We start from the raw sequence: 19,281 nt of genomic DNA, 5'->3' as shown, positions 1-19,281 counted from the left end.
ATCTTTCCTTATGGGGAAGCATGCCAGGCCCGCCGGGAAGCGTGGGAGGACAGGGAGCGTCGAGCCGACGGACGTGGTGCGCGCCCGGCCGTTGCCGATCAGGAGCACCGTGCGGCTGCGCAGCCCCGTCGACATCTGGCACAAGCCGGCGCTCAGCGCGGTCGTCGCCCTGGCGATCCCCGACCTCGCACTCCTCTTCCTGGACCGGCTGGATCTGATCCTCTACACCTCGGCCGGGGCGATGTGCGCCCTGTACGCGCACGGTCTGCCGTACGCCGCCCGCGCCCGCACGCTGGCGTGGGTCGTGCTCGGCATGGTCACGAGCCTGGCTGTGGCGCTGACCGCGGCCTCGCTGATCGCCTCGACCGCGCTGCTCGTCGTCCTCGCCTCGCTGCTCGCCGCGGTCCACAAGGTGGTGTGCGACGCCACCCGCATCGGTCCGCCGGGGAACCTCATCCTGACCTTCGTCGCCGCGTCGGGCTTCTTCGTGCCGCAGCACCCGGGGCAGGTCCCCGCGCACCTGGCGCTGGCGCTCGGCGCGGGTGTGCTCGCCTGGCTGGTGTGCATGGCACCGGCGCTGGTCCGTCCGCAGGGCCCGGAGCGGATCGCGACCGCCCGTGCGCTGGAGGCCGCCGCCGGTCTGCTGCGTACGGAGCCGGGCGCGGGCGGCGCGGCGACGGCCGGGGTGGCGCACGCGCGACATGCGGCCGCGGCCGCCGTGAACGCGGCCCGGCACACGTTGTTCCTGGTCCCTGCGTCCCGCACCCCGCAGCAGGCGGCGGCCCGGACCGGACTCGAACGGCTGCTGGTGCGGGCGGAGGCGGTACTCGGGGATACGGGCGGCCGGGAGCCCGAAGGCGCCGACGCCCAAGCCGCCCTCCTGGCCGCCTGGGCCCGTGACCTCCGGCGCGGGCGCTCGCTCCCCCATCTCTCGCTCTCGGTGCCACAGGCCGAGGAAGAGGAAAGGGAAGGGGAAGGAGAAGGGGAAAGGGAAGCGATCGGTCTCGCCGGTCAGGCGCCGGGAGGAAGCCGGCCCGGGGAACCCTTGGCGGGCACCGCCGCCGAAGCGGTGGGATCGCGGCGGCCTGCCCCCGAGCACCCACGTGGGCTGCGTGCGGTGGCCTCCCGGTTGGCGCCGGGTTCACCGCTGCTGCCCATAGGAGTGCGGGTCGCCGCCGGGTGTGTACTGGCGGGCTGGGCCTCGATGGCGGTGGGCGTCGGGCACCCGTATTGGGCCGTGGTGACCGCCGCCTCGATCTACCAGGCCAACACCACGCTCTCCTGGCAGCGCGCGCTGCAGCGCACCCTGGGCAATCTGCTCGGTCTGCTGCTGTTCACCGCGCTGCTCCCGGTGATCCGCATCGGGCCGCTCGCGATGGTCGCGCTGGCGCTGGCCTGCCAGTTCGGGGCGGAGGCCTGCATCAGCCGCAATTACTGGCTGGGCTCCGTGTGGGTCACGCCGATGGCGCTGCTGCTGACGGAGTTCGGCGGTCATCGGCCGGCGGCGACGCTGATCGCGGACCGCTGGATCGACACCGTGGTGGGCGCCGCGGTGGGCCTGGCGTGCTGTGTCGCGGTCACCAACCGGCGGGCGGCGGGCCGCGTCGAGGGCGCTCTGGAACGGCTGGCGGAGGCGGAGGCCGCCGTGCTCCATCTGCTCGCGGCGGGACCGGCGCCCGGGGCCGACGAGGCTCGGGAGATCTGCTGGGCGCGCGACCGGCTGGCCGGTTGCCTGGTCGAGCTCCGGGAGGCCGCGGAGGTGGCGGCCGGCGAGTGGTGGCAGCGCACCGTCCCGCAGGAGCGGATCGCCGGTGCAGAGCAGCGGGGTCACCGTGCGCTGGCCGGGGTCGTCCGGCGACTTGGGGCCTCTCCGGTGGGTCGGGTGCGGAAGACGGGCGCTGCGGCACCGACACCGGCACCGGCCGCCTGACCCGTACGCCCGCCCGCGCGGCGGACGGCGCCGTGCGGCAGGCACAATGAGGTCCTGTCCGGGTGATCAGCAGCGGACCGGGTGACCAGCGGGGGACGGGCCGCGCCGGACGCCGCGGTCCCGGACCTGACCCCGGCGCCGACCGCCCGGAGGGGACCGAGCGGCGGACGGCCTGGCCGAGAGGAGCGTGCGGGTGACCGAGGACATCGTCGCAGGGGTGCTGCGCCAGTGGCAGCAGGTGCACCCCGGGCTGGATACCGGCCCGATGGCGGTGATCGGGCGGCTCAACCGCTGTTCCGCCCTGCTGCAGCAGGCGGCCGACGCTCCGCTGCGGCGGGCCGGGCTCACCCGGCCCGAGTTCGACATCCTCGGCACCCTGCGCCGGATGGACCGTGAGCTGACCCCCGGACGGGTCGCCCGTGAGACCTTCGCCTCCGGTGCGGCGGTGACCAAGCGCGTACGGCAGCTGGAGGAGCGGGGGCTGATCGCCCGTCGGCCGGACGACCGGGACCGCCGCGTGGCGCATCTCTCGCTCACCGACGAGGGCCGCGAAACCATCGACCGGCTGCTGCCGGAGCAGCTGCGGTACGAGGCGGCGCTGCTCGACGGCATCGGTGATCAGCGGCAGGAGGAACTCTCCGCGGGGCTCGCCGAGTTGCTGGTCGTACTGGAGGGCCGGCTCGGGAGCCTCATGGAGTGAGGGGACGGCCCGCGGCAAGCACCCTTGACCGCTCCGGCCGACGGCCTACGTCCGCCACCTCGGCCGGCCGCTCCGCCCGGCCCCCGGCCGCCCGCGCCGCTCACCACCCCAGTCGCGCGACCCGGCCCCGCTCCCCCGCTGCCCAACAGCCCAGGTCAGGGGCGCAGTCGACGGTGTCGTACGAGCCCTGGTCGAAGGGGTGCCAGGTGCGGCCGCCGTCGAACGTGACGTCGCTGCCGGACGGTCCGACCGCCAGGGCCAGGCGCCGGGAGTGCGGGAGCCAGGCGGCGCCGGAGCGGTAGGCCTTGGGGGGTTCGGCGGACGCCGTCCACGTGGCGCCGGCGTCGGCGCTGACCGCGGCGGCGCGGGGCGAGGGCTGGTCGGGGCGGTAGTCGCCGCCGACCGCGAGGCCGTGCGCCCGGTCGCGGAAGGCGAGGGCGAAGACGCCGCGTGCCGGATCGCCCGCCGGAAGAGGGGCGTCGGTGACCGACCAGGTATGCCCGCGGTCGGCGGTGTGCAGAACGCGGGCGGTGGTGGCGCCGCCGGTCGCGATCCAGGCGTCATGGCGGCCGGCGGAGACCAGGCACTGGCCACTGGCGGCGAACGCGGCCTCGCCGGGCTGCGCCGGGGGCATGCCGTCCGACGGCAGTACGCGCCAACTCCGGCCGCCGTCCCCGGTGGACAGGATGCGGTACCTGCCGTCCACGGGGTCGCTGAGCGCGATGCCGTGCCGCTGGTCGAAGAAGGTCAGGCAGTCGTAGAAGGCGCGGGGGTCGGTGTTGCGGAAGCTCTCGTGCCAGGTGGCGCCGGCGTCGTCGGTGCGGAAGACGCGCGAGGCCTCGCCCTCGCCGATGGCGAGGACGACCGCGCGGCGTGCGTCGAACGCCTCGATGTCGCGGAACTCCAGCCCGCCGGCACCGGGCGGGGAGACATCGCTCCAGCGCTTGCCGCCGTCGTGGGTGCGCAGCACGGTGCCGCCCGTACCGGCGACCCAGGCGGTGCTGCGGCTGACGGCCGCCAGGCCGCGGAAGCGGGCGGTGCTGCCGCTGGTCTTGAGGTGCCAGCCGGCGCCGGCGAGCGGGGTGGCGCGCTGTGCTGCCGCCGCCGGCTCATGGGAGATCGTGGCCGCTACGGCCGACGGGCCGGGCGCGGCGGCGACCATGCCCGTCACCGCCAGCACCGCTGCCGCCATCCGGCGTGCCACCCGCCGTCCGAGCGGAGCCCCGCTCCCGACCCTGCCGAAGAACGACCCGCTGTGCACCATGCGCCGCATTCGCCCCACCCCGCTCGTGTTGTGCGCCGGAAGCTAGCCCAGCGCGGCGGCTCCGTCCAGGCCCACCCGGCGGCCGCCGAAGGCGAGTTCACGACGGCTTCATGACACTCGACCGAAAACTGACGCCACGTCATGTCGCATCGTCGCGCGCCGGAGCCTCCGATTCCCGGACAACAAAGAGGGCATATGGCGGCGCATGGGGATACATTCCTCCGCCTGGTGATGCAGGTCACGCAGGAATACATGGGAATCCAATGCACCCGCGGCAACGGCCTTGCCGTCCTAGTGGTTGTACACCCAGAGATCCGCACCAATTGCAAGGGAGCCGGCGATGTCCAGCGTCATCGACCAAGCCGTTTCGGCCCGTCTCATCGCGACCGCTCCCCGGTCGCGGGTGATTCCGGCGAACCTGCGTTACGACCGCGCCGATCCGTTCGCGGTGCGCCTGGTCTTTCCGCCCGCCGCGTCGCTGGACGGTGCGGAGGTGGTCTGGACGTTCGGCCGGGAGCTGCTGGAGGAGGGGCTGCACCGGTCGGCCGGCGCGGGCGATGTGCAGATCTGGCCGAGCAACGCCGACGGTGAGCGCGAGGTCGTGGTGGTGGAGCTGCACACCGCCGGTGGGATGGCGGTGGTGCAGTTCGAGGCGCAGGATCTGCGCGGCTTTCTGACCGGGTCGTACGAGGTCGTCGCGAGGGGCGACGAGGCGCGGCATCTGGACGTCGAGGCCGATCTCGACGCCCTGTTGCGCGAGGCGTAAACCCCCGGCCACCCGGGCCGCTCCGCTGACGCCGACTCAGCCCCCTACGGCCCGGGGCGCCCCCGCCTCGCGCTCACTCCCCCGCCGGCGCCTGCCCCTCGACCGCGTCCCCGAAGAGGTTCGCCAGGTGCAGGTCCAGCAGCCGTACCGCGGCCTGCGGCTCGTGCACTTCGAGCAGGACGTAGCTGGCCAGCCCGTCGGCGACACTGATCAGCAGCATCGCCTGATCCTCGGTCGCACGCTCCGGCGGCAGCTCCCCCCGTTCCGCGGCGCGTCGGAGCTGGTCGGCGAAGAAGGCGCCGAGCTGGGGAATGCCGTTGCGGGCCTCGGCGCGCAGGGTGGCATCGTGGACGGCGCGGGCGTAGTAGGCGGCGCCGACGAGCACGCCGATGCGACTGTTGTCGTCCAGCGGCAGCATGCCCGTCAGACAGGCGCGCAGGACCTCGCGCGGCGTCGGTTCCTCGGCGAGCGCCTCGATCCTGGCGCGGATGCGGTCGGCGGCGAGCTGGTTGATGTGCCGGAGGGCGAAGATCAGCATCTCGTCCCTGGTGCGGAAGTAGTGCTGGAGCCGGCCCAGTGAGATGCCCGCCTCCGCGGCGACGTCGCGCAGGCTCGCGGCGTCCAGTCCGCGGCTGCCGGTGATCCGCCAGAGCGCCTCGGAGATCTCCCGCCGCCTGGCTTCGTGATCCACCTTCTTGGGCACGGACGAGGCCTTCCTTCTCACATCGCGCACCCTTCTCACTGAGCGCGCCGTTCTTCCCGCATGACTCCGGCTGCCGCGACCCCTGCCGGTTTTTACAAGTCGCTTGTACCGTTATAACGTACCGCTACTCAATACGCTTGACTTGGAAACCGGTGACACCCTGATGCCCGAGCACGCCGCCCCGCTCCTGCGCCCGCCCCGCCACCGTGTCGACCCCCGGGCCCGCAACTGGTGGACCCTGCAGGCCCTACTGACGCTCAGCGGCCCGATGCTGCTCACCGCGCTCGTCATGGCGGTGCTGTCCCTGCTGTTCTTCCCCGGCGCGCTGCCCTGGCTGGGACCGCTGCTGCTGGTGGTGCTCGTGCTGCCGGCCGTCGGCTATCTCGTGGTGATGCCGCGCTGGCGCTATGCCGTGCACGCCTGGGAGCTGGGCGGCCGCGCGGTCTACGCCGCGGGCGGCTGGTTCTGGCAGAAGCGGCGGATCGCGCCGCTGTCCCGGGTGCAGACGGTGGACACGGTGCGCGGTCCGCTGCAGCGGCGGTACGGGCTGGCGACGGTGACCGTCACCACCGCCTCGACCGCCGGCGACATCAAGATCGCGGGACTGTCCGACGCCGACGCCGAGGAGCTCTCCCGGCTGATCGGCGAGGCCGCGCAGGCCGTGCCGGGTGATGCCGCATGAGCGCACCGCTGCCTCCCGAGGTGCCCGGCGTGTCCGGCGGGCACGACGCCCGCATCGCGCCGGACGCCGTCCCTTCCACCGCTCCCCAGTGGCGACGGCTGGATCCCCGCACCCTGCTGGTGCACTGCGGCTGGATGGGAGCGCCGCTGGCCTCCCTGGCGCTGACCGCGCTGGCCACCGGGGGCCGGATCGACACCAAGGCCTGGATCAGCCTCGCCGCCATCGCCGCCTCGTTCGCCGTCGTCACCACGCTCGGCCTGATCCGCTGGGCGCGTACGGACTTCCGGGTCACCGCCGACACCCTCGACGTACGGACCGGTCTGCTCAACCGGCGGCTGCGCAGTGTTCCGCTGCACCGCATCCGCACCGTCGATCTGACGGCGACGCCGCTGCACCGGCTGCTGGGCGTCACCGTGCTGCGGGCCGGCACGGCGGGCTCGGCGGACGGTGGCGGTGAGCTGTCGCTGGAGGCGCTGACGACCCGGGAAGCGGACCGGCTGCGCGCGGAGTTGCTCACCCGCGCCGACACCGAGGGGGCCGCCACGGATCCGGTGCTGGCCCGCATCAGCTGGCGCTGGCTGCGCTACGCACCGCTGACCTTCTGGGTCGTCGGCGGGGTGTTCGTGGCGGCCGGATCGGTCTACCGGGTGCTGGACGGTATGGGCATCGAGCCGTGGCGGATCGGCTTCGTCCGGCAGGCGTTCGTCGACTTCGGCGCCGGCGCGCTCTGGCTGACGATCCCGGCGGCGCTACTGGCCGTCCTCGCCCTCGGCTCGCTCGGCGCGATCGTCCTGTACGTCGAGAACTGGTGGGGCTACCGCCTGGAGTGGACCGACCCGCGCACCCTGCGGGTCCGCCGCGGGCTGTTCACCACCCGCTCGGTCACCATCGAACGGGCCCGGCTGCGCGGTGTGGTGCTGCGCGAGCCCCTGCTGCTACGGGCCGGCGGCGGCGCGCTGGTGCGCGCGGTGGCCGGCGGGCTGGGCAACCGCGAGGAGAACCGCAAGCGCAGCGGACTGATGCCGCCGGCGCCGCGCGCGCAGGCGCTGCGGGTGGCGGGCGGCGCACTGCGCGCGCCGTTCCCCGGCGGCTGCGGCCCGACACCGCTGGCGCCGCATCCGCGCGCCGCCCTGCGCCGGCGCCGGGTACGCGGCCTGCTGTTCGTGGTGCTGCCCGGCACCGCGGTCCTGGGGGGCCTGGGCGCGGCGTTCACGCCCGTACTGCTGCACTGCGCGTGGATCTACGCGGTGCTCGGCACGCCGCTGACGCTGCGGCTGGCCGGGGACGCGTACCGCAGCCTGGGGCACGCCGTCGAGGGCCGGTATCTGGTCGGGCGTTCGGGGACCTTCAGCCGTGACACCTTCGCCCTGCAGCGCGAGGGGGTCGCCGCCTGGACGTTCTCCACCTCGCCGTTCACCCGCCGGTCGGGCCTGGTCACGCTCACCGCGGCGGTCGCGGCGGGCGAGGACGGCTACCGCATCCGGGACCTCGCGGCCGACGAGGCTCCGGCGTTCGCCGCGGCGGCGGCTCCGGGCATCCTGGACGAGTTCCTGGTCCGGCCCGGGGAGCAGCACCGGGCCTGAGGGCAACTGCCTCAGTGGGTAAGGGCAGTCGATCGACGCCCCTTAAACGTGATGCACCTCACACACCCTTCGCGTGCACGGTGGGAGTGGGCACGGCGTCCTACTGGACGAGCCAGTGCCCATGACCGACCAGCCGTGAGGGAGCAGCGCGATGAACACCGTCATCGACCACGCCGTCCAGGTCCGCCTCATCGCCACCACTCCCGGCACGTACGCGGTCCCCGCCGTGCTGCGCTACCTCCCCGCCGACCCGCTGGCGGTGCGGATGACCTTCCCGCCGGAGATATCGCTGGACGGCTCCGCGGTGGACTGGACGTTCGCCCGCGAGCTGCTGGACGCGGGGCTGCGGACACCGGCCGGGCGGGGCGATGTCCGGGTGCGGCCGTGCGGCCCGGACCGCACGGTGATGGAGTTCCACGCCGACGAGGGCATCGCGATGGTCCAGTTGAGGACCGCCGAGGTGCTGCGGTTCCTCGCCCGGTCCTACGCGGCCGTGCCCGCCGGCGGCGAGGCGCCGTACCTGGGTCTGGACCAGGGACTGGCGGAGTTGTTCGGCGCGGCCTGACGCGCGGGCCCGCTCGGCACGAGCCGGAACGCCGTACGGGCCGCCGCCCCGGGTGTCCCGGAGTACGACGGCCCGCACGGCGCTGCTGTCTCGTAGCCTCCTACCGCTCCGGGAATCCGAACCCGTAGCCCTGCAGCTTCATCCACGGCAGCAGCCGCTCCAACGACTCCACGGTCCGGGCGCGGTTGCCGCCGCCGTCGTGGAAGAGGACCGTCGGCCCGTTGGTGAGCTCCCCGCGGACCGTCGCCTCGATCGACGCGACGCCACCGCCCTCGAAGTCCTTGCTGTCGACGTTCCAACCCAGCGGGCGCATGCCGTGGTCGGCGGCGAGCTGCCGGCTGTAGGGGGTGAAGGCGCCGCCGGGGGCGCGGTAGTACTCCACCTTCGCACCGCCCGCCGCGTCCTCGATCATCTTCTGCGCATCGAGGATCTGCTGGGACTGGTAGCTCTGCGGCTGGTGGTCCATGCCTGTGTTGTGGCTGGTGGTGTGGTCGCAGAGCTTGTGCCCGGCGGCCACCACCTGCTTGACCAGGTCCGGGTGGGCCTTGGCCTGCGGGCCGATCATGCAGAAGACCGCCTTGACCTCGTGCTTCTTGAGCACTTCCAGGACCTTCGGGGTCCAGACCGGGTCCGGTCCGTCGTCGATGGTGATGTTCAGGCTGCGACCGGGGCGGTCCGAGGCATGGGCGATGGACGGGTCGACGGGCGCGATCTTCGGCGCCCGCTCGGGCCGCTGCTGGGCGGAGCCGGGACTGTCCGCCTCGGCCTCGGAGGCCTGCAGTTGGGCGAAGGCCAGCGCCCCCGCCGCCGCCAGCGACACCACTGCCGCCGCGGCCACTCCGATGATCCCGCCCTCGATGCCGAAGCGCCGTGCCATGCCGATCCCGTCCCCTCACGCCGTGCTGGTGTCCATAGCGGACGGCGGTGGGCGATACCGGTGCCCGCCGCCTTCCACCACGACAGATGGGCACGGGATCGGGCAGGCTGCTCCTGTTACGGATCCATCATGAAACTGATTGATACTCGACCCATGCCACGTGTACTTCTGATCGAGGACGACGCCGCCGTACGCGACGGAGTGACCCTCGCGCTACGGCGGCGCGGCCATGAAGTGGCGGCCGCGGCCAGCGGCGAGGCGGGCCTGGCGACCCTGCCGACGTTCCGTCCCGACATCGTGCTGCTGGATCTGATGCTCCCCGGGAAGGACGGCTTCCAGGTCTGCCGGCTGATCCGGGCCGAGCGGCAGCTGCCGATCATCATGCTCACGGCGCGTGGCGACGATCTGGACGTGGTGCTCGGACTGGAGGCCGGGGCCGACGACTACATCGTCAAACCGGCCCGCGGTGAGGTCCTCGAAGCGCGCATCCGTGCCGTGCTGCGCCGCACCGCGCTGCCCGCGGACGGTGCGCCGGCCGTGGCGGAGCCGGGCCCCGCCCCCGTGGAGACCTACGGCGAACTGGCCATCGACCGGGCCGGTCTGGTCGTCGCCAAGGCCGGCCAGGACCTGGCGCTGGCGCCGTCGGAGATGAAGCTGCTGCTGTTCCTGTCCGCCACGCCCGGGCAGGTCTTCAGCCGCCAGCAGCTGCTGGAGCATGTGTGGGAGCACAGCTACCACGGCGACGCGCGACTGGTCGACGCCTGCGTGATGCGGCTGCGGACGAAGATAGAGGACATCCCGCGCAGCCCCCGCTACGTCCAGACCGTGCGCGGCTTCGGCTACCGCTTCGGGCCGCTGTGAACCGCCTGGTGCCGTCCCGCACGCTGCTGCGCGGCCTGCGGGCCCGGCTCGTCGTGGGGTTCCTGGTGGTGGCCACGGTCAGCGCGCTGACCACCGCGCTGCTGACCTACCGCGAGGCCCGTAACGCGATCCTCCAGCGCTCCCAGGACATCGCCGTCAACGACCTGCGGGCGCAGGTCAACTCGCTGGCGCCGGAGCTCACCGTGCCGCCGGCCCAGGCCGACCTGGACAACTTCCGGGTGCAGCTGGAGCGCTCCGGAAAGTCCCGCGAATGGGACATCTCCGTGCACTACCGCGGGGTCCCGGACAGCGACGAGGGCGGTCTGCGGCGCAGTGTGGTGATCCCGGCCGACCTCAAGGCGAGCGTGGAGAAGCGCCATGTTCCGGCGTTCCAGCGGATCGACCGCGGCGGCGACCCGTGGCTGCTGATCGGGATGCCGGTCCGGCAGTCCGACGGCGCGGCCTCCGCGCTGTCCGTCTACGCCCAGCTCCCGCTCAGCGCCGAGGAGTCCAACGTCGAGGCGCTGGTGACCGCCGCGCAGCGGGGCGCGCTGCCGGTGCTCATCCTCGCCGTGATCCCGGCGCTGCTCGCCGCGCGCGGGGTGCTGCGGCCGGTGCGGGGCCTGCGGCAGGCCGCCGGGCGGATCGCCGAGGGCAAGCTGGACACCCGGCTGGAGGTCAAGGGCGCCGACGAGCTCGCCGATCTGTCCCTGACGTTCAACGACATGGCGGCCCGGCTGGAGGAGAGCATGGCCGAGCTGCGCCGCCTGGAGTCCAACTCCCGGCGGTTCGCCGCCGACGTCTCGCACGAGCTGCGGACACCGCTGGCGGCGATGACCGCGGTCACCGACGTGCTCGACGAGGACGCCGACTCCCTCGACCCCGACACCGCCTCCGCGGTCCGGCTGATCAGCCAGGAGACCGGCAAGCTGGCGCGGATGGTGGAGGACCTGATGGAGGTCTCGCGGTTCGACGCCGGGGCCGCCGCGCTCCATCCGGACGAGGTCGATGTCGCCGAGACCATCCAGAAGACGCTGCAGGCCAGGGCCTGGCAGAAGCGGGTGGCGACGGACCTGCCGGCGGACGTGCGGGCCCGACTCGACCCGCGGCGGCTCGATGTGGTCGTCGCCAACCTGGTCGGCAACGCGCTGCACCACGGCGGCGAGCCGGTCCGGGTGGCGCTCAGGACGCCGGAACCGGGCGCCGACCGGCTGCTGATCGAGATCTCCGACAGCGGCCCCGGCATCGACCCCGAGGTCCTGCCGCATGTCTTCGAGCGCTTCTACAAGGCGGACTCCGCCCGTGCCCGCTCGGAGGGCAGCGGCCTGGGCCTGGCCATCGCGATGGAGAACGTACGACTGCACGGCGGCACCCTGCGCGCCGCCAACTCCCCCGACGGCGGCGCGGTGTTCACGGTGGATCTGCCGCTGCGCCACGACGAGCCGGGTGAGACGGGCGCCGAGGCGGCCGGCGGCGGGAAAGAGAACGACGCATGAGCACGACGCAGACCCCGAACGCCCCGCGTACGGTGCGGGCCCGGCGCCGGGTGCTGGGCGGCGCGGTCACCGGCGCGGTCACCGGCGCGCTCGCCGTCGCACTCGCCGTCGCGCTGGCCGGCTGCGGTATCGCACCCACCGATGTGATCGACGCCGGTGAGCCCGCCGGCGGCGTGAAGTCGCCCGGCCAGCAGGTGGCCGATGTCCAGCTGTTCTTCTACGGGCCGTCCGGGCTGCGCTCGGCGACCCGCCCGGCGAAGGCTCCGGTCGATCCGGAGCAGGCCATCGAGCTGCTGATGGAGGGGCCGAACCACGCCGAGCGGATGCGGGGCCTGTCCAGCGTGCTGCCGAAGTTCCCCAGCCGCCTCACCGCCTCCAGCGGCGAGGGCAAGGTCGTGATCACTCTGCCGGTGAACGCCAAGCTGCTGGACTCCGCCTCCCTGAACCAGCTGGTGTGCACCGCGGCCAATGCCCGAGTGCCCGGGGACAAGCCGCCGGGCCAGGTCACGGTGACCGTGGTGGGCGACTCGGTCCGGGTCGGCCCCATGGTGTGCGGCGGAAACAACGCCTTCCCGGTGGTCCAGCCCACTCCGGGGGGCGCGGCGAACAGCGGTACCGGCGGCGCGGGCGGCGGCGTAGGCTGACAGCGCTGACGTACAGGCCGGATCCTGGGGAAACGCGATGACGGAGCGCAAGCCACCCGGAGTCACCTTCGAGACCTGGGTCGACAAGCAGATCCGCGAGGCGACGGAGCGCGGCGACTTCGCCGACCTCCCCGGGGCCGGCAAGCCCCTGCGCCATCTCGACCAACCGTATGACGAGATGTGGTGGATCAAGGAGAAGATGGGCCGGGAGCACCTGTCCTACCTGCCGCCGAGCCTGGCTCTGCGCAAGGAGGCCGAGGATGCCCTGGAGGCCGCCGCGAACGCCCCCACCGAGGCCGCGCTGCGGCGCATACTGGCGGCGGTCAACGAGCGGATCCGCGCGGCGCTGCGGACCCCGCGCGAAGGCCCCCCGCTGAATCTCATCCCGTTCGACATCGACGAGCAGGCCGGCAAGTGGCGGGCGCGGCACGGGAGTTGAGCGCACCGCGCCGGGCTCACCGCCCGGTGTCCGCCATCCGTACGCGCACGAACCGCGGCCGGTACAGATCCACGTCGCCGTTGAGCCGGGTGTCGGCCGGCACCCCGGGCGGCCCCAGCCAGTTGATGTCGTAGCTGAGCAGCAGCTCGCCGTCCGCGGAGAGTTCCGGGTGGACCTGGGGGTTGTAGGCGGCGATGTGGTGCGGGTCGGGCGCGGGCGGGCGGGGCGGGGTGAGGCGGCCGACCGGGCCGTGCCAGGGCCCCTGCGGCGAGCAGGCCCAGTAGCCGGTGATCGTCCGCAGCCCGGCCGCACCGCCGCGCCCGGTGTCCATGGTGAACAGCACCCAGGTGGCGGAGCCGTCGCGCAGGACGGTGAAGGCGCTGCCGACACCGCGCCGACCGCCGTCCCGCAGCACCGGCCGGGCCCGCTCGGCCCGCCGCTGCCAGCGCGCACCGTCCCAGAACCGCCAGCCGCCCCGGTCCGCGAACCGCCCGGCCGGGACCCGGGCGACGTAGGCACTGGAGCCCGGCGCGGACGGCGGGTCGTCGCCGCCGAAGACATAGGTCCAGCCGCCGTCCCGCACCGCCGCGGCGCCGTAGAGGACCCGCCGCCCCGGGTCCGCGACGGCGCTCTGGCCGACGGTCTCCTCGATGCCCTCCAGGCGCAGGCCGGGCAGCGAGAGGGTGGCGACCTCGGTGCTGCGCGGCACCCCGAAGAGCCACGGTCCGGTGCCGGGGGCGCGGTTCCACAGCAGTACGCGGACGACCTTCTCGCGCGCCCCGGGCGTACGGGGCTCCACGCTCGCGTGGACCGGCCAGCGCCAGCCGCCGTCGGGCAGGTCCGGGAAGAACGGTCCGGGGGCGGCCGGGGTGCCGCCGGTCAGGGTGCGCTCCAGTAGGCCCGAAGGGGACATCAGCACGGCGGAGTTGTGCCGCAGGAAGGGGGTGCCGCCGGCGTCGGCGGTGCGCCAACGGCGGTTCTGTCCTTGGGGGTTGGGCGGTGGCTGGATCCGGTCGAGGAAGGTGTCGGAGAAGAGCCAGAGCGTACGGCCGTCGGGAAGGCGCACGGAGTGGGTGCCGTCGCCGCCGGTCCAGTCGTCCACCCGGGTGTTGTCATTGCCGTAGCGGGCGAATTCTCCGGTATGCCGGGAATCGACCGACCATGAGGCGATCCGGCGTCCGGCGCAGCCCCCGGCGCGGTCCGGTGCGGCCGCCCTCGGCAGGGCCCACAGGAGCGCGGCGACCGCCAGGAGCAGGGCGGCGACGGCGGTGGTGCGAAGGATCGGCGCCTTGGGCATCGCGCTCCTTGATCGGGTGCCGGGCCCACCGTAGCGAACCGGTCACCGACGCATAGATATGAACATCAATGAGAGGTCAACGAGTGCAACGTCACAGCTGGAGCCCCTGCTCCAGCTAACGGTCGTTCGCCTAGCCTGCTGCCATGACCGCCGAGTCCCCCGAACTCCCCCTGGCTGCCGCATTCCCGGATGCCGACCGAGCGCAGTGGCAGCGCCTCGTCGAAGGCGTGCTGCGCAAATCGGGCGTCACAGAGGCAACGGGCGCCGCCGCCGAGGACGCGCTCGCCACGGATCTCCAGGACGGGATCCGCATCCGCCCGCTGTACACCGCCGAGGACGGCGCGGCCGCCCCGGGCCTCCCCGGGGTCGCGCCCTTCGTGCGGGGCGGCCGCCCCGAGGGCACGGCCGTCGCCGGCTGGGACGTACGCCAGCGCCATGTCCAGACCGATCCGCGGCGCGCCAACGAGGCGGTGCTCGCCGACCTGGAGAACGGCGCCACCTCGGTCTGGCTGACCGTCGGGGACGGCGGAGTACCGGTGGCCGGTCTCGAAGAGGCGCTCAAGGGCGTCTATCTGGACCTGGCCGCGGTGGTCCTGGACGCGGGCGCCGACTTCACCCCGGCCGCCGAGGAGTTGCTGCGGCTGTACACCGCGTCCGGTGCCCCGCTGCGGGAGGCCGCCGGCTGCCTGGGCGCCGACCCGCTCGGTCTGCTGGCCCGTACGGGCGACGACAGCAAGCTCCGGGTCCAGTTGGAGGCCGCGGCCCGGCTGGCGCAGCGCTGCACCCACGAGGCGCCCGCGCTGCGCGCGCTGGCCGTCGACGCGCTGCCGTACCACGAGGCGGGCGGCTCGGCCGCCGAGGAACTGGGCACGGCGCTGGCCACCGGCGTCGCCTACCTGCGGCAGCTGACGGACGCCGGGCTCGGCGTCGACGAGGCCTGCCGGCAGCTGGAGTTCCGCCTCGCCGCGACCGCGGACCAGTTCCTGACCATCGCCAAGCTGCGCGCCGCCCGCCGGCTGTGGGCGCGGGTCGCGGAGGTGTGCGGGGCCTCGCCCGAGGCGTCCGCGCAGGTCCAGCACGCGGTCACCTCCACGGTGATGATGACCCGTCGGGACCCCTGGGTGAACATGCTGCGCACCACCGTCGCCGGGCTGTCCGCCGGCGTGGGCGGCGCGGACGCGGTGACGGTGCTGCCGTTCGACGCGGCGCTGGGCCTGTCCGACGCCTTCGCCCGCCGGATCGCCCGCAACACCCAGTCGGTGCTGCTGGAGGAGTCGCATCTGTCGAAGGTCATCGACCCGGCGGGCGGCTCCTGGTACGTGGAGCACCTCACCGACGAACTGGCCCGCGCGGCCTGGGAGTTCTTCCAGGAGATCGAGGGCGCGGGCGGCCAGGCCGCGGCGCTGCGCTCCGGGATGCTCGGCGAGCGCCTCGCGCGCACCTGGCAGCGCCGCACCGAGGACCTGGCGCACCGCCGCGAACCGATCACCGGCGTCAGCGAGTTCCCGCACCTCGCCGAGGCACCCGTACGGCGCGAGCCCGCACCCGCACCGGTCGGCGAGGGATCACCCCGGGCGGAGTCCGCAGGAGGGCTGCCGCGGGTGCGCAGGGACGATGCGTACGAGCGGCTGCGGTCGCGCTCCGACGCGCACCTGGAGGCGACCGGGGACCGCCCGAAGGCGTTCCTGGCCGCGCTCGGCCCGGTGGCGGCACACACCGCGCGGGCGGCCTTCGCCGCCAACCTCTTCCAGGCGGGCGGCATCGAGACCGTTCAGGAGACCGTGGACGCGCGGTCGGTGGCCGAGGCGTTCGCCCGCAGCGGTGCGAGCATCGCCTGCCTGTGCTCCGCCGACGCGGTGTACGGCGAGCAGGCGGCGGCGGTGGCGGCCGCACTGAAGGCCGCGGGTGCGCGGCGGGTGCACCTGGCCGGCAAGCCCGGCGAGCACCGGGAGGAATTCGTGGCGGCCGGGGTGGACGGCTTCGTCTTCGCGGGCTGCGACGCGGTCGAGGCGCTGTCCTCGGCCCTGGACGTCATGGAGGTGGCGTGATGGGGAACATCCCCGACTTCAGCGGTATCGAGCTGGGGGAACCGGCCGGAGCAGCCACCTCGGCCGACGCCGGGCAGTGGGCGCAGGCCGTGGCGCAGGCCACCGGCAAGGACGTCGAGGCCCTGACCTGGGAGACACCGGAGGGCATCGACGTCAAGCCGCTGTACACCGAGGCGGACCTGGCGGGCCTGGACTTCCTGGGGACGTACCCGGGGATCACGCCGTATCTGCGCGGCCCGTATCCGACGATGTACGTCAACCAGCCCTGGACGATCAGGCAGTACGCCGGCTTCTCCACCGCCGAGGAGTCCAACGCCTTCTACCGGCGCAACCTCGCGGCCGGCCAGAAGGGCCTGTCGGTCGCCTTCGACCTGCCCACCCACCGCGGCTACGACAGCGACCACCCGCGCGTCACCGGCGACGTCGGGATGGCGGGCGTGGCCATCGACTCGATCTACGACATGCGGCAGCTCTTCGAGGGCATCCCCCTGGACAAGATGACCGTGTCCATGACGATGAACGGCGCCGTGCTGCCGGTGCTCGCCCTCTACATCGTCGCCGCGGAGGAGCAGGGCGTACCGCCCGAGAAGCTGGCCGGGACCATTCAGAACGACATCCTCAAGGAGTTCATGGTCCGCAACACGTATATCTATCCGCCGCAGCCCTCGATGCGGATCATCTCCGACATCTTCGCGTACACCTCGCAGAAGATGCCGCGCTACAACTCCATCTCGATCTCCGGCTACCACATCCAGGAGGCCGGCGCGACGGCCGACCTGGAGCTGGCATACACCCTCGCCGACGGGGTGGAGTATCTGCGCGCGGGCATGGCGGCCGGTATGGACGTGGACTCCTTCGCCCCGCGCCTCTCCTTCTTCTGGGCGATCGGCATGAACTTCTTCATGGAGATCGCCAAGCTGCGCGCGGCCCGGCTGCTGTGGGCGCGCCTGGTCCAGCGCTTCGAGCCGAAGAACCCCAAGTCCCTCTCGCTGCGCACCCATTCGCAGACCTCGGGCTGGTCGCTGACCGCGCAGGACGTCTTCAACAACGTCACCCGCACGTGTGTGGAGGCGATGGCCGCCACCCAGGGCCACACCCAGTCGCTGCACACCAACGCGCTGGACGAGGCGCTGGCCCTGCCCACCGACTTCTCCGCCCGCATCGCCCGCAACACCCAGCTGTTCCTGCAGCAGGAGTCGGGCACCTGCCGGGTCATCGACCCCTGGGGCGGCAGCGCGTACGTCGAGAAGCTCACCCACGACCTGGCGCGCCGGGCCTGGCAGCACATCGAGGAGGTCGAGGCGGCCGGCGGGATGGCCAAGGCGATCGACGCGGGCATCCCCAAGCTGCGCGTGGAGGAGGCCGCGGCCCGTACGCAGGCGCGGATCGACTCGGGGCGGCAGGCGCTGATCGGCGTCAACAAGTACCGGGTGGAGTCCGACGAGGAGATCGAGGTCCTCAAGGTCGACAACACCGCGGTGCGCGCCCAGCAGATCGAGAAGCTCAAGCGGCTGCGCGCCGAGCGCGACGAGGCCGCCTGCCAGGACGCGCTGCGGGCACTGACGCAGGCGGCGAAGTCCGGCCCCGGCAAGGGACTTGAGGGCAACCTGCTGGCGCTGGCCGTGGACGCGGCCCGCGCGATGGCGACCGTGGGCGAGATCTCCGACGCACTGGAGGAGGTCTACGGGCGGCACTCCGGCCAGATCCGTACGATCTCCGGTGTGTACCGAGACGAAGCGGGGCCCTCCTCCGGTGTCGAGCGCACCCGGGCGCTGGTGGCCGAGTTCGAGCGTGCCGAGGGGCGCCGACCGCGCATCCTGGTGGCCAAGATGGGCCAGGACGGCCATGACCGCGGCCAGAAGGTGATCGCCACGGCCTTCGCCGACCTGGGCTTCGACGTGGACGTCGGCCCGCTGTTCCAGACGCCGGCGGAGGTGGCCCGCCAGGCGGTCGAGGCCGATGTGCACATCGTCGGGGTGTCGTCGCTCGCCGCCGGCCACCTCACCCTGGTGCCCGCGCTGCGCGAGGCGCTGGCCGCGGAGGAGCGCGACGACATCACGATCGTGGTGGGCGGGGTGATCCCGCCGCAGGACGTGCAGCCGCTGCGCGACATGGGCGCCGCCGCGGTCTTCCTGCCCGGCACGGTGATCCCCGACGCGGCCCACGACCTGGTGCGGGACCTGGCGTCGGTCCTCGGCCACGAGCTGTAGAGCGGGGGGGGTCATGCCTGCGACGATCGATGTCGAACGGTACGCCGAGGGTGTCCGAGCGGGCTCCCGGGCCTGGATCGCCCGCGCCGTCACCCTGGTCGAGTCCACCCGGCCCGACCACCGGGCGGCGGCCCAGCGGCTGCTGGTCGAGCTGCTGCCGTACTCCGGTGCGGCGCGCAGGGTGGGCATCAGCGGGGTGCCGGGCGTCGGCAAGTCGACGTTCATCGACGCGCTCGGCACGCTGCTGACGGGGATGGGGCACCGGGTGGCGGTGCTCGCCGTCGACCCGTCCTCCAGCCGGACCGGCGGCTCCATCCTGGGCGACAAGACCCGGATGGAGCGGCTGGCGACCGATCCCGCGGCGTTCGTGCGCCCCTCCCCCACGTCCGGGACGCTGGGCGGCGTGGCGCGGGCGACCCGCGAGTCCATCGTCGTCATGGAGGCCGCGGGCTATGACGTCGTCCTGGTGGAGACCGTCGGTGTCGGCCAGTCCGAGACCACGGTCGCCAACATGGTCGACACCTTTCTGCTGCTGACGCTGGCGCGCACCGGCGACCAGCTCCAGGGCATCAAGAAGGGCGTACTGGAGCTCGCGGACCTGGTCTCGGTCAACAAGGCCGACGGTCCGCACGAGCGGGACGCCCGCTCCGCGGCCCGCGAACTGGCCGGCGCGCTCCGGCTGTTGCGCCCCCAAGCTCTCGACGACGCTCGAGCAGGGGGGACCCCCATCGCGGACGCGGTCTGGACGCCGCCCGTACTGACCTGCAGCGCCCGCGAGGGCACCGGTCTGAAGGGGGTCTGGGAACGCGTCGAGCAGCACCGCACCCTCCTCGAATCGACCGGTGCGCTGGCCGAGCGCCGCCGCACCCAGCAGGTCGACTGGACCTGGTCGATGGTCCGCGAACAGCTCATCGACCGCCTCCAGGAGCACCCGGAGGTCCGCCGGCTGAGCCCGGACGTCGAGCGTGCGGTACGCGAGGGCGAGCTCACCGCGACGCTGGCCGCACAGCGGCTGCTGGCGGCGTTCGGGCTGGCGGACGGCGCACAGGGCTGACGGGGCCGGCGGAGCCTTTGCGGCCGACGCCCAGCGGCTCCGCCGCCCGCTGTGACGGGTTTCGTGCTACTCATCCGCGGACTTGAGTAGCCGCACTCATGACGCCCCCGCGCCCGGCCCCGAGTATGTCGATGACTGTAGGGGCGGGACGCTTTCCGCATC

General features: G+C 73.4%; 17 protein-coding genes. 13 read left to right on the top strand and 4 right to left on the bottom strand.

Translation table 11 applies throughout. The features are described from left to right. Positions 1 to 109: 109 nt before the first annotated feature. Together WAB15_RS33400 and WAB15_RS33395 are read left to right on the top strand one after the other, a co-directional pair. Complete coding sequence (locus tag WAB15_RS33400) at positions 110 to 1,930, top strand: FUSC family protein (protein WP_407288525.1); 1,821 nt, start codon at positions 110 to 112, stop codon at positions 1,928 to 1,930. Between the two features lie 193 nt (positions 1,931 to 2,123). Beyond that, complete coding sequence (locus WAB15_RS33395) at positions 2,124 to 2,630, top strand: MarR family winged helix-turn-helix transcriptional regulator (protein ID WP_407288524.1); 507 nt, start codon at positions 2,124 to 2,126, stop codon at positions 2,628 to 2,630. A gap of 100 nt (positions 2,631 to 2,730) precedes the next feature. Here the strand turns inward: WAB15_RS33395 and WAB15_RS33390 are convergent, their stop codons facing one another. Further along, entirely contained in the window at positions 2,731 to 3,822 is a 1,092-nt protein-coding gene (locus WAB15_RS33390) for a WD40/YVTN/BNR-like repeat-containing protein (RefSeq protein ID WP_407289337.1), read from the bottom strand. A gap of 412 nt (positions 3,823 to 4,234) precedes the next feature. Here WAB15_RS33390 and WAB15_RS33385 point away from each other — a divergent pair, with 412 nt between their 5' ends. Then, positions 4,235 to 4,660, top strand: coding sequence for an SsgA family sporulation/cell division regulator (locus tag WAB15_RS33385; protein ID WP_407288523.1), 426 nt, complete (start codon positions 4,235 to 4,237; stop codon positions 4,658 to 4,660). A gap of 73 nt (positions 4,661 to 4,733) precedes the next feature. On the opposite strand, the gene WAB15_RS33380 is transcribed toward WAB15_RS33385, so the two are convergent. After that, positions 4,734 to 5,363 carry a TetR/AcrR family transcriptional regulator gene (locus WAB15_RS33380; RefSeq protein WP_399150249.1) on the bottom strand — a complete coding sequence of 210 codons (630 nt, stop codon included), beginning with the start codon at positions 5,361 to 5,363 and terminating at the stop codon, positions 4,734 to 4,736. A 163-nt stretch (positions 5,364 to 5,526) separates the two neighbouring features. On the opposite strand from WAB15_RS33380, the gene WAB15_RS33375 reads away from it, so the two are divergent. The 3 genes from WAB15_RS33375 (at position 5,527) to WAB15_RS33365 (ending at position 8,193) form a co-directional block, all read left to right on the top strand. Then, on the top strand, positions 5,527 to 6,045 hold the full coding sequence (locus WAB15_RS33375; protein ID WP_384432983.1) for a PH domain-containing protein: 519 nt from the start codon (positions 5,527 to 5,529) through the stop codon (positions 6,043 to 6,045). After that, on the top strand, positions 6,042 to 7,628 hold the full coding sequence (locus WAB15_RS33370; RefSeq protein WP_407288522.1) for a PH domain-containing protein: 1,587 nt from the start codon (positions 6,042 to 6,044) through the stop codon (positions 7,626 to 7,628). Before WAB15_RS33375 ends, WAB15_RS33370 begins: the two co-directional genes overlap by 4 nt. A gap of 151 nt (positions 7,629 to 7,779) precedes the next feature. Then, the gene (locus WAB15_RS33365) at positions 7,780 to 8,193 is read left to right on the top strand and encodes an SsgA family sporulation/cell division regulator (RefSeq protein WP_399150251.1); all 414 of its coding nucleotides are present in this window, start codon (positions 7,780 to 7,782) and stop codon (positions 8,191 to 8,193) included. Positions 8,194 to 8,293: 100 nt separating this feature from the next. Here WAB15_RS33365 and WAB15_RS33360 read toward each other — a convergent pair whose 3' ends face one another. Next, positions 8,294 to 9,070 (bottom strand): polysaccharide deacetylase family protein, encoded by a 777-nt coding sequence (locus WAB15_RS33360; RefSeq protein ID WP_399150252.1) that lies wholly within the window; start codon positions 9,068 to 9,070, stop codon positions 8,294 to 8,296. Between the two features lie 153 nt (positions 9,071 to 9,223). Between WAB15_RS33360 and WAB15_RS33355 the strand changes: the two genes are divergently transcribed. Genes WAB15_RS33355 through WAB15_RS33340 form a run of 4 tightly spaced genes read left to right on the top strand, consistent with a single transcriptional unit; the run spans position 9,224 to position 12,510 of the window. Beyond that, on the top strand, positions 9,224 to 9,931 hold the full coding sequence (locus WAB15_RS33355; RefSeq protein ID WP_399150253.1) for a response regulator: 708 nt from the start codon (positions 9,224 to 9,226) through the stop codon (positions 9,929 to 9,931). An 8-nt stretch (positions 9,932 to 9,939) separates the two neighbouring features. Beyond that, positions 9,940 to 11,427, top strand: coding sequence for an ATP-binding protein (locus tag WAB15_RS33350; protein WP_407288521.1), 1,488 nt, complete (start codon positions 9,940 to 9,942; stop codon positions 11,425 to 11,427). Further along, on the top strand, positions 11,424 to 12,071 hold the full coding sequence (locus tag WAB15_RS33345; protein ID WP_407288520.1) for a hypothetical protein: 648 nt from the start codon (positions 11,424 to 11,426) through the stop codon (positions 12,069 to 12,071). Before WAB15_RS33350 ends, WAB15_RS33345 begins: the two co-directional genes overlap by 4 nt. A 37-nt stretch (positions 12,072 to 12,108) precedes the next feature. Next, a complete protein-coding gene (locus WAB15_RS33340; RefSeq protein WP_407288519.1) occupies positions 12,109 to 12,510 on the top strand; it encodes a DUF1992 domain-containing protein in 402 nt (133 codons plus the stop codon). 16 nt (positions 12,511 to 12,526) lie between these two features. Here WAB15_RS33340 and WAB15_RS33335 read toward each other — a convergent pair whose 3' ends face one another. Then, positions 12,527 to 13,807 carry a DUF4185 domain-containing protein gene (locus WAB15_RS33335; protein ID WP_407288518.1) on the bottom strand — a complete coding sequence of 427 codons (1,281 nt, stop codon included), beginning with the start codon at positions 13,805 to 13,807 and terminating at the stop codon, positions 12,527 to 12,529. Between the two features lie 143 nt (positions 13,808 to 13,950). Between WAB15_RS33335 and mutA the strand changes: the two genes are divergently transcribed. Genes mutA through meaB form a run of 3 tightly spaced genes read left to right on the top strand, consistent with a single transcriptional unit; the run spans position 13,951 to position 19,119 of the window. Next, positions 13,951 to 15,855, top strand: coding sequence for a methylmalonyl-CoA mutase small subunit (mutA, locus tag WAB15_RS33330; protein ID WP_407288517.1), 1,905 nt, complete (start codon positions 13,951 to 13,953; stop codon positions 15,853 to 15,855). Beyond that, positions 15,855 to 18,065 carry a methylmalonyl-CoA mutase gene (gene scpA / locus WAB15_RS33325; RefSeq protein WP_399150259.1) on the top strand — a complete coding sequence of 737 codons (2,211 nt, stop codon included), beginning with the start codon at positions 15,855 to 15,857 and terminating at the stop codon, positions 18,063 to 18,065. The genes mutA and scpA overlap by 1 nt, the downstream gene beginning before the upstream one ends. Positions 18,066 to 18,078: 13 nt before the next feature. Continuing rightward, positions 18,079 to 19,119, top strand: coding sequence for a methylmalonyl Co-A mutase-associated GTPase MeaB (gene meaB, locus WAB15_RS33320; RefSeq protein ID WP_407288516.1), 1,041 nt, complete (start codon positions 18,079 to 18,081; stop codon positions 19,117 to 19,119). Positions 19,120 to 19,281 lie beyond the last annotated feature (162 nt).

The sequence above is a fragment of the Streptomyces sirii genome (genome assembly GCF_045690365.1).
Lineage (GTDB): Bacteria > Actinomycetota > Actinomycetes > Streptomycetales > Streptomycetaceae > Streptomyces > Streptomyces sirii.
This window is presented reverse-complemented; position numbering and strand designations above follow the sequence as displayed.

Bases quoted from the DNA above. Each gene is read 5' to 3' on its own strand.
- WAB15_RS33390 (WP_407289337.1), bottom strand. From the start codon at position 3,822: ATGGCGGCAGCGGTGCTGGCGGTGACGGGCATGGTCGCCGCCGCGCCC.
- WAB15_RS33385 (WP_407288523.1), top strand. From the start codon at position 4,235: ATGTCCAGCGTCATCGACCAAGCCGTTTCGGCCCGTCTCATCGCGACC.
- WAB15_RS33375 (WP_384432983.1), top strand. From the start codon at position 5,527: ATGCCCGAGCACGCCGCCCCGCTCCTGCGCCCGCCCCGCCACCGTGTC.
- WAB15_RS33370 (WP_407288522.1), top strand. From the start codon at position 6,042: ATGAGCGCACCGCTGCCTCCCGAGGTGCCCGGCGTGTCCGGCGGGCAC.
- WAB15_RS33365 (WP_399150251.1), top strand. From the start codon at position 7,780: ATGAACACCGTCATCGACCACGCCGTCCAGGTCCGCCTCATCGCCACC.
- WAB15_RS33360 (WP_399150252.1), bottom strand. From the start codon at position 9,070: ATGGCACGGCGCTTCGGCATCGAGGGCGGGATCATCGGAGTGGCCGCG.
- WAB15_RS33355 (WP_399150253.1), top strand. From the start codon at position 9,224: ATGCCACGTGTACTTCTGATCGAGGACGACGCCGCCGTACGCGACGGA.
- WAB15_RS33345 (WP_407288520.1), top strand. From the start codon at position 11,424: ATGAGCACGACGCAGACCCCGAACGCCCCGCGTACGGTGCGGGCCCGG.
- WAB15_RS33340 (WP_407288519.1), top strand. From the start codon at position 12,109: ATGACGGAGCGCAAGCCACCCGGAGTCACCTTCGAGACCTGGGTCGAC.
- WAB15_RS33335 (WP_407288518.1), bottom strand. From the start codon at position 13,807: ATGCCCAAGGCGCCGATCCTTCGCACCACCGCCGTCGCCGCCCTGCTC.
- mutA (WP_407288517.1), top strand. From the start codon at position 13,951: ATGACCGCCGAGTCCCCCGAACTCCCCCTGGCTGCCGCATTCCCGGAT.
- scpA (WP_399150259.1), top strand. From the start codon at position 15,855: ATGGGGAACATCCCCGACTTCAGCGGTATCGAGCTGGGGGAACCGGCC.
- meaB (WP_407288516.1), top strand. From the start codon at position 18,079: ATGCCTGCGACGATCGATGTCGAACGGTACGCCGAGGGTGTCCGAGCG.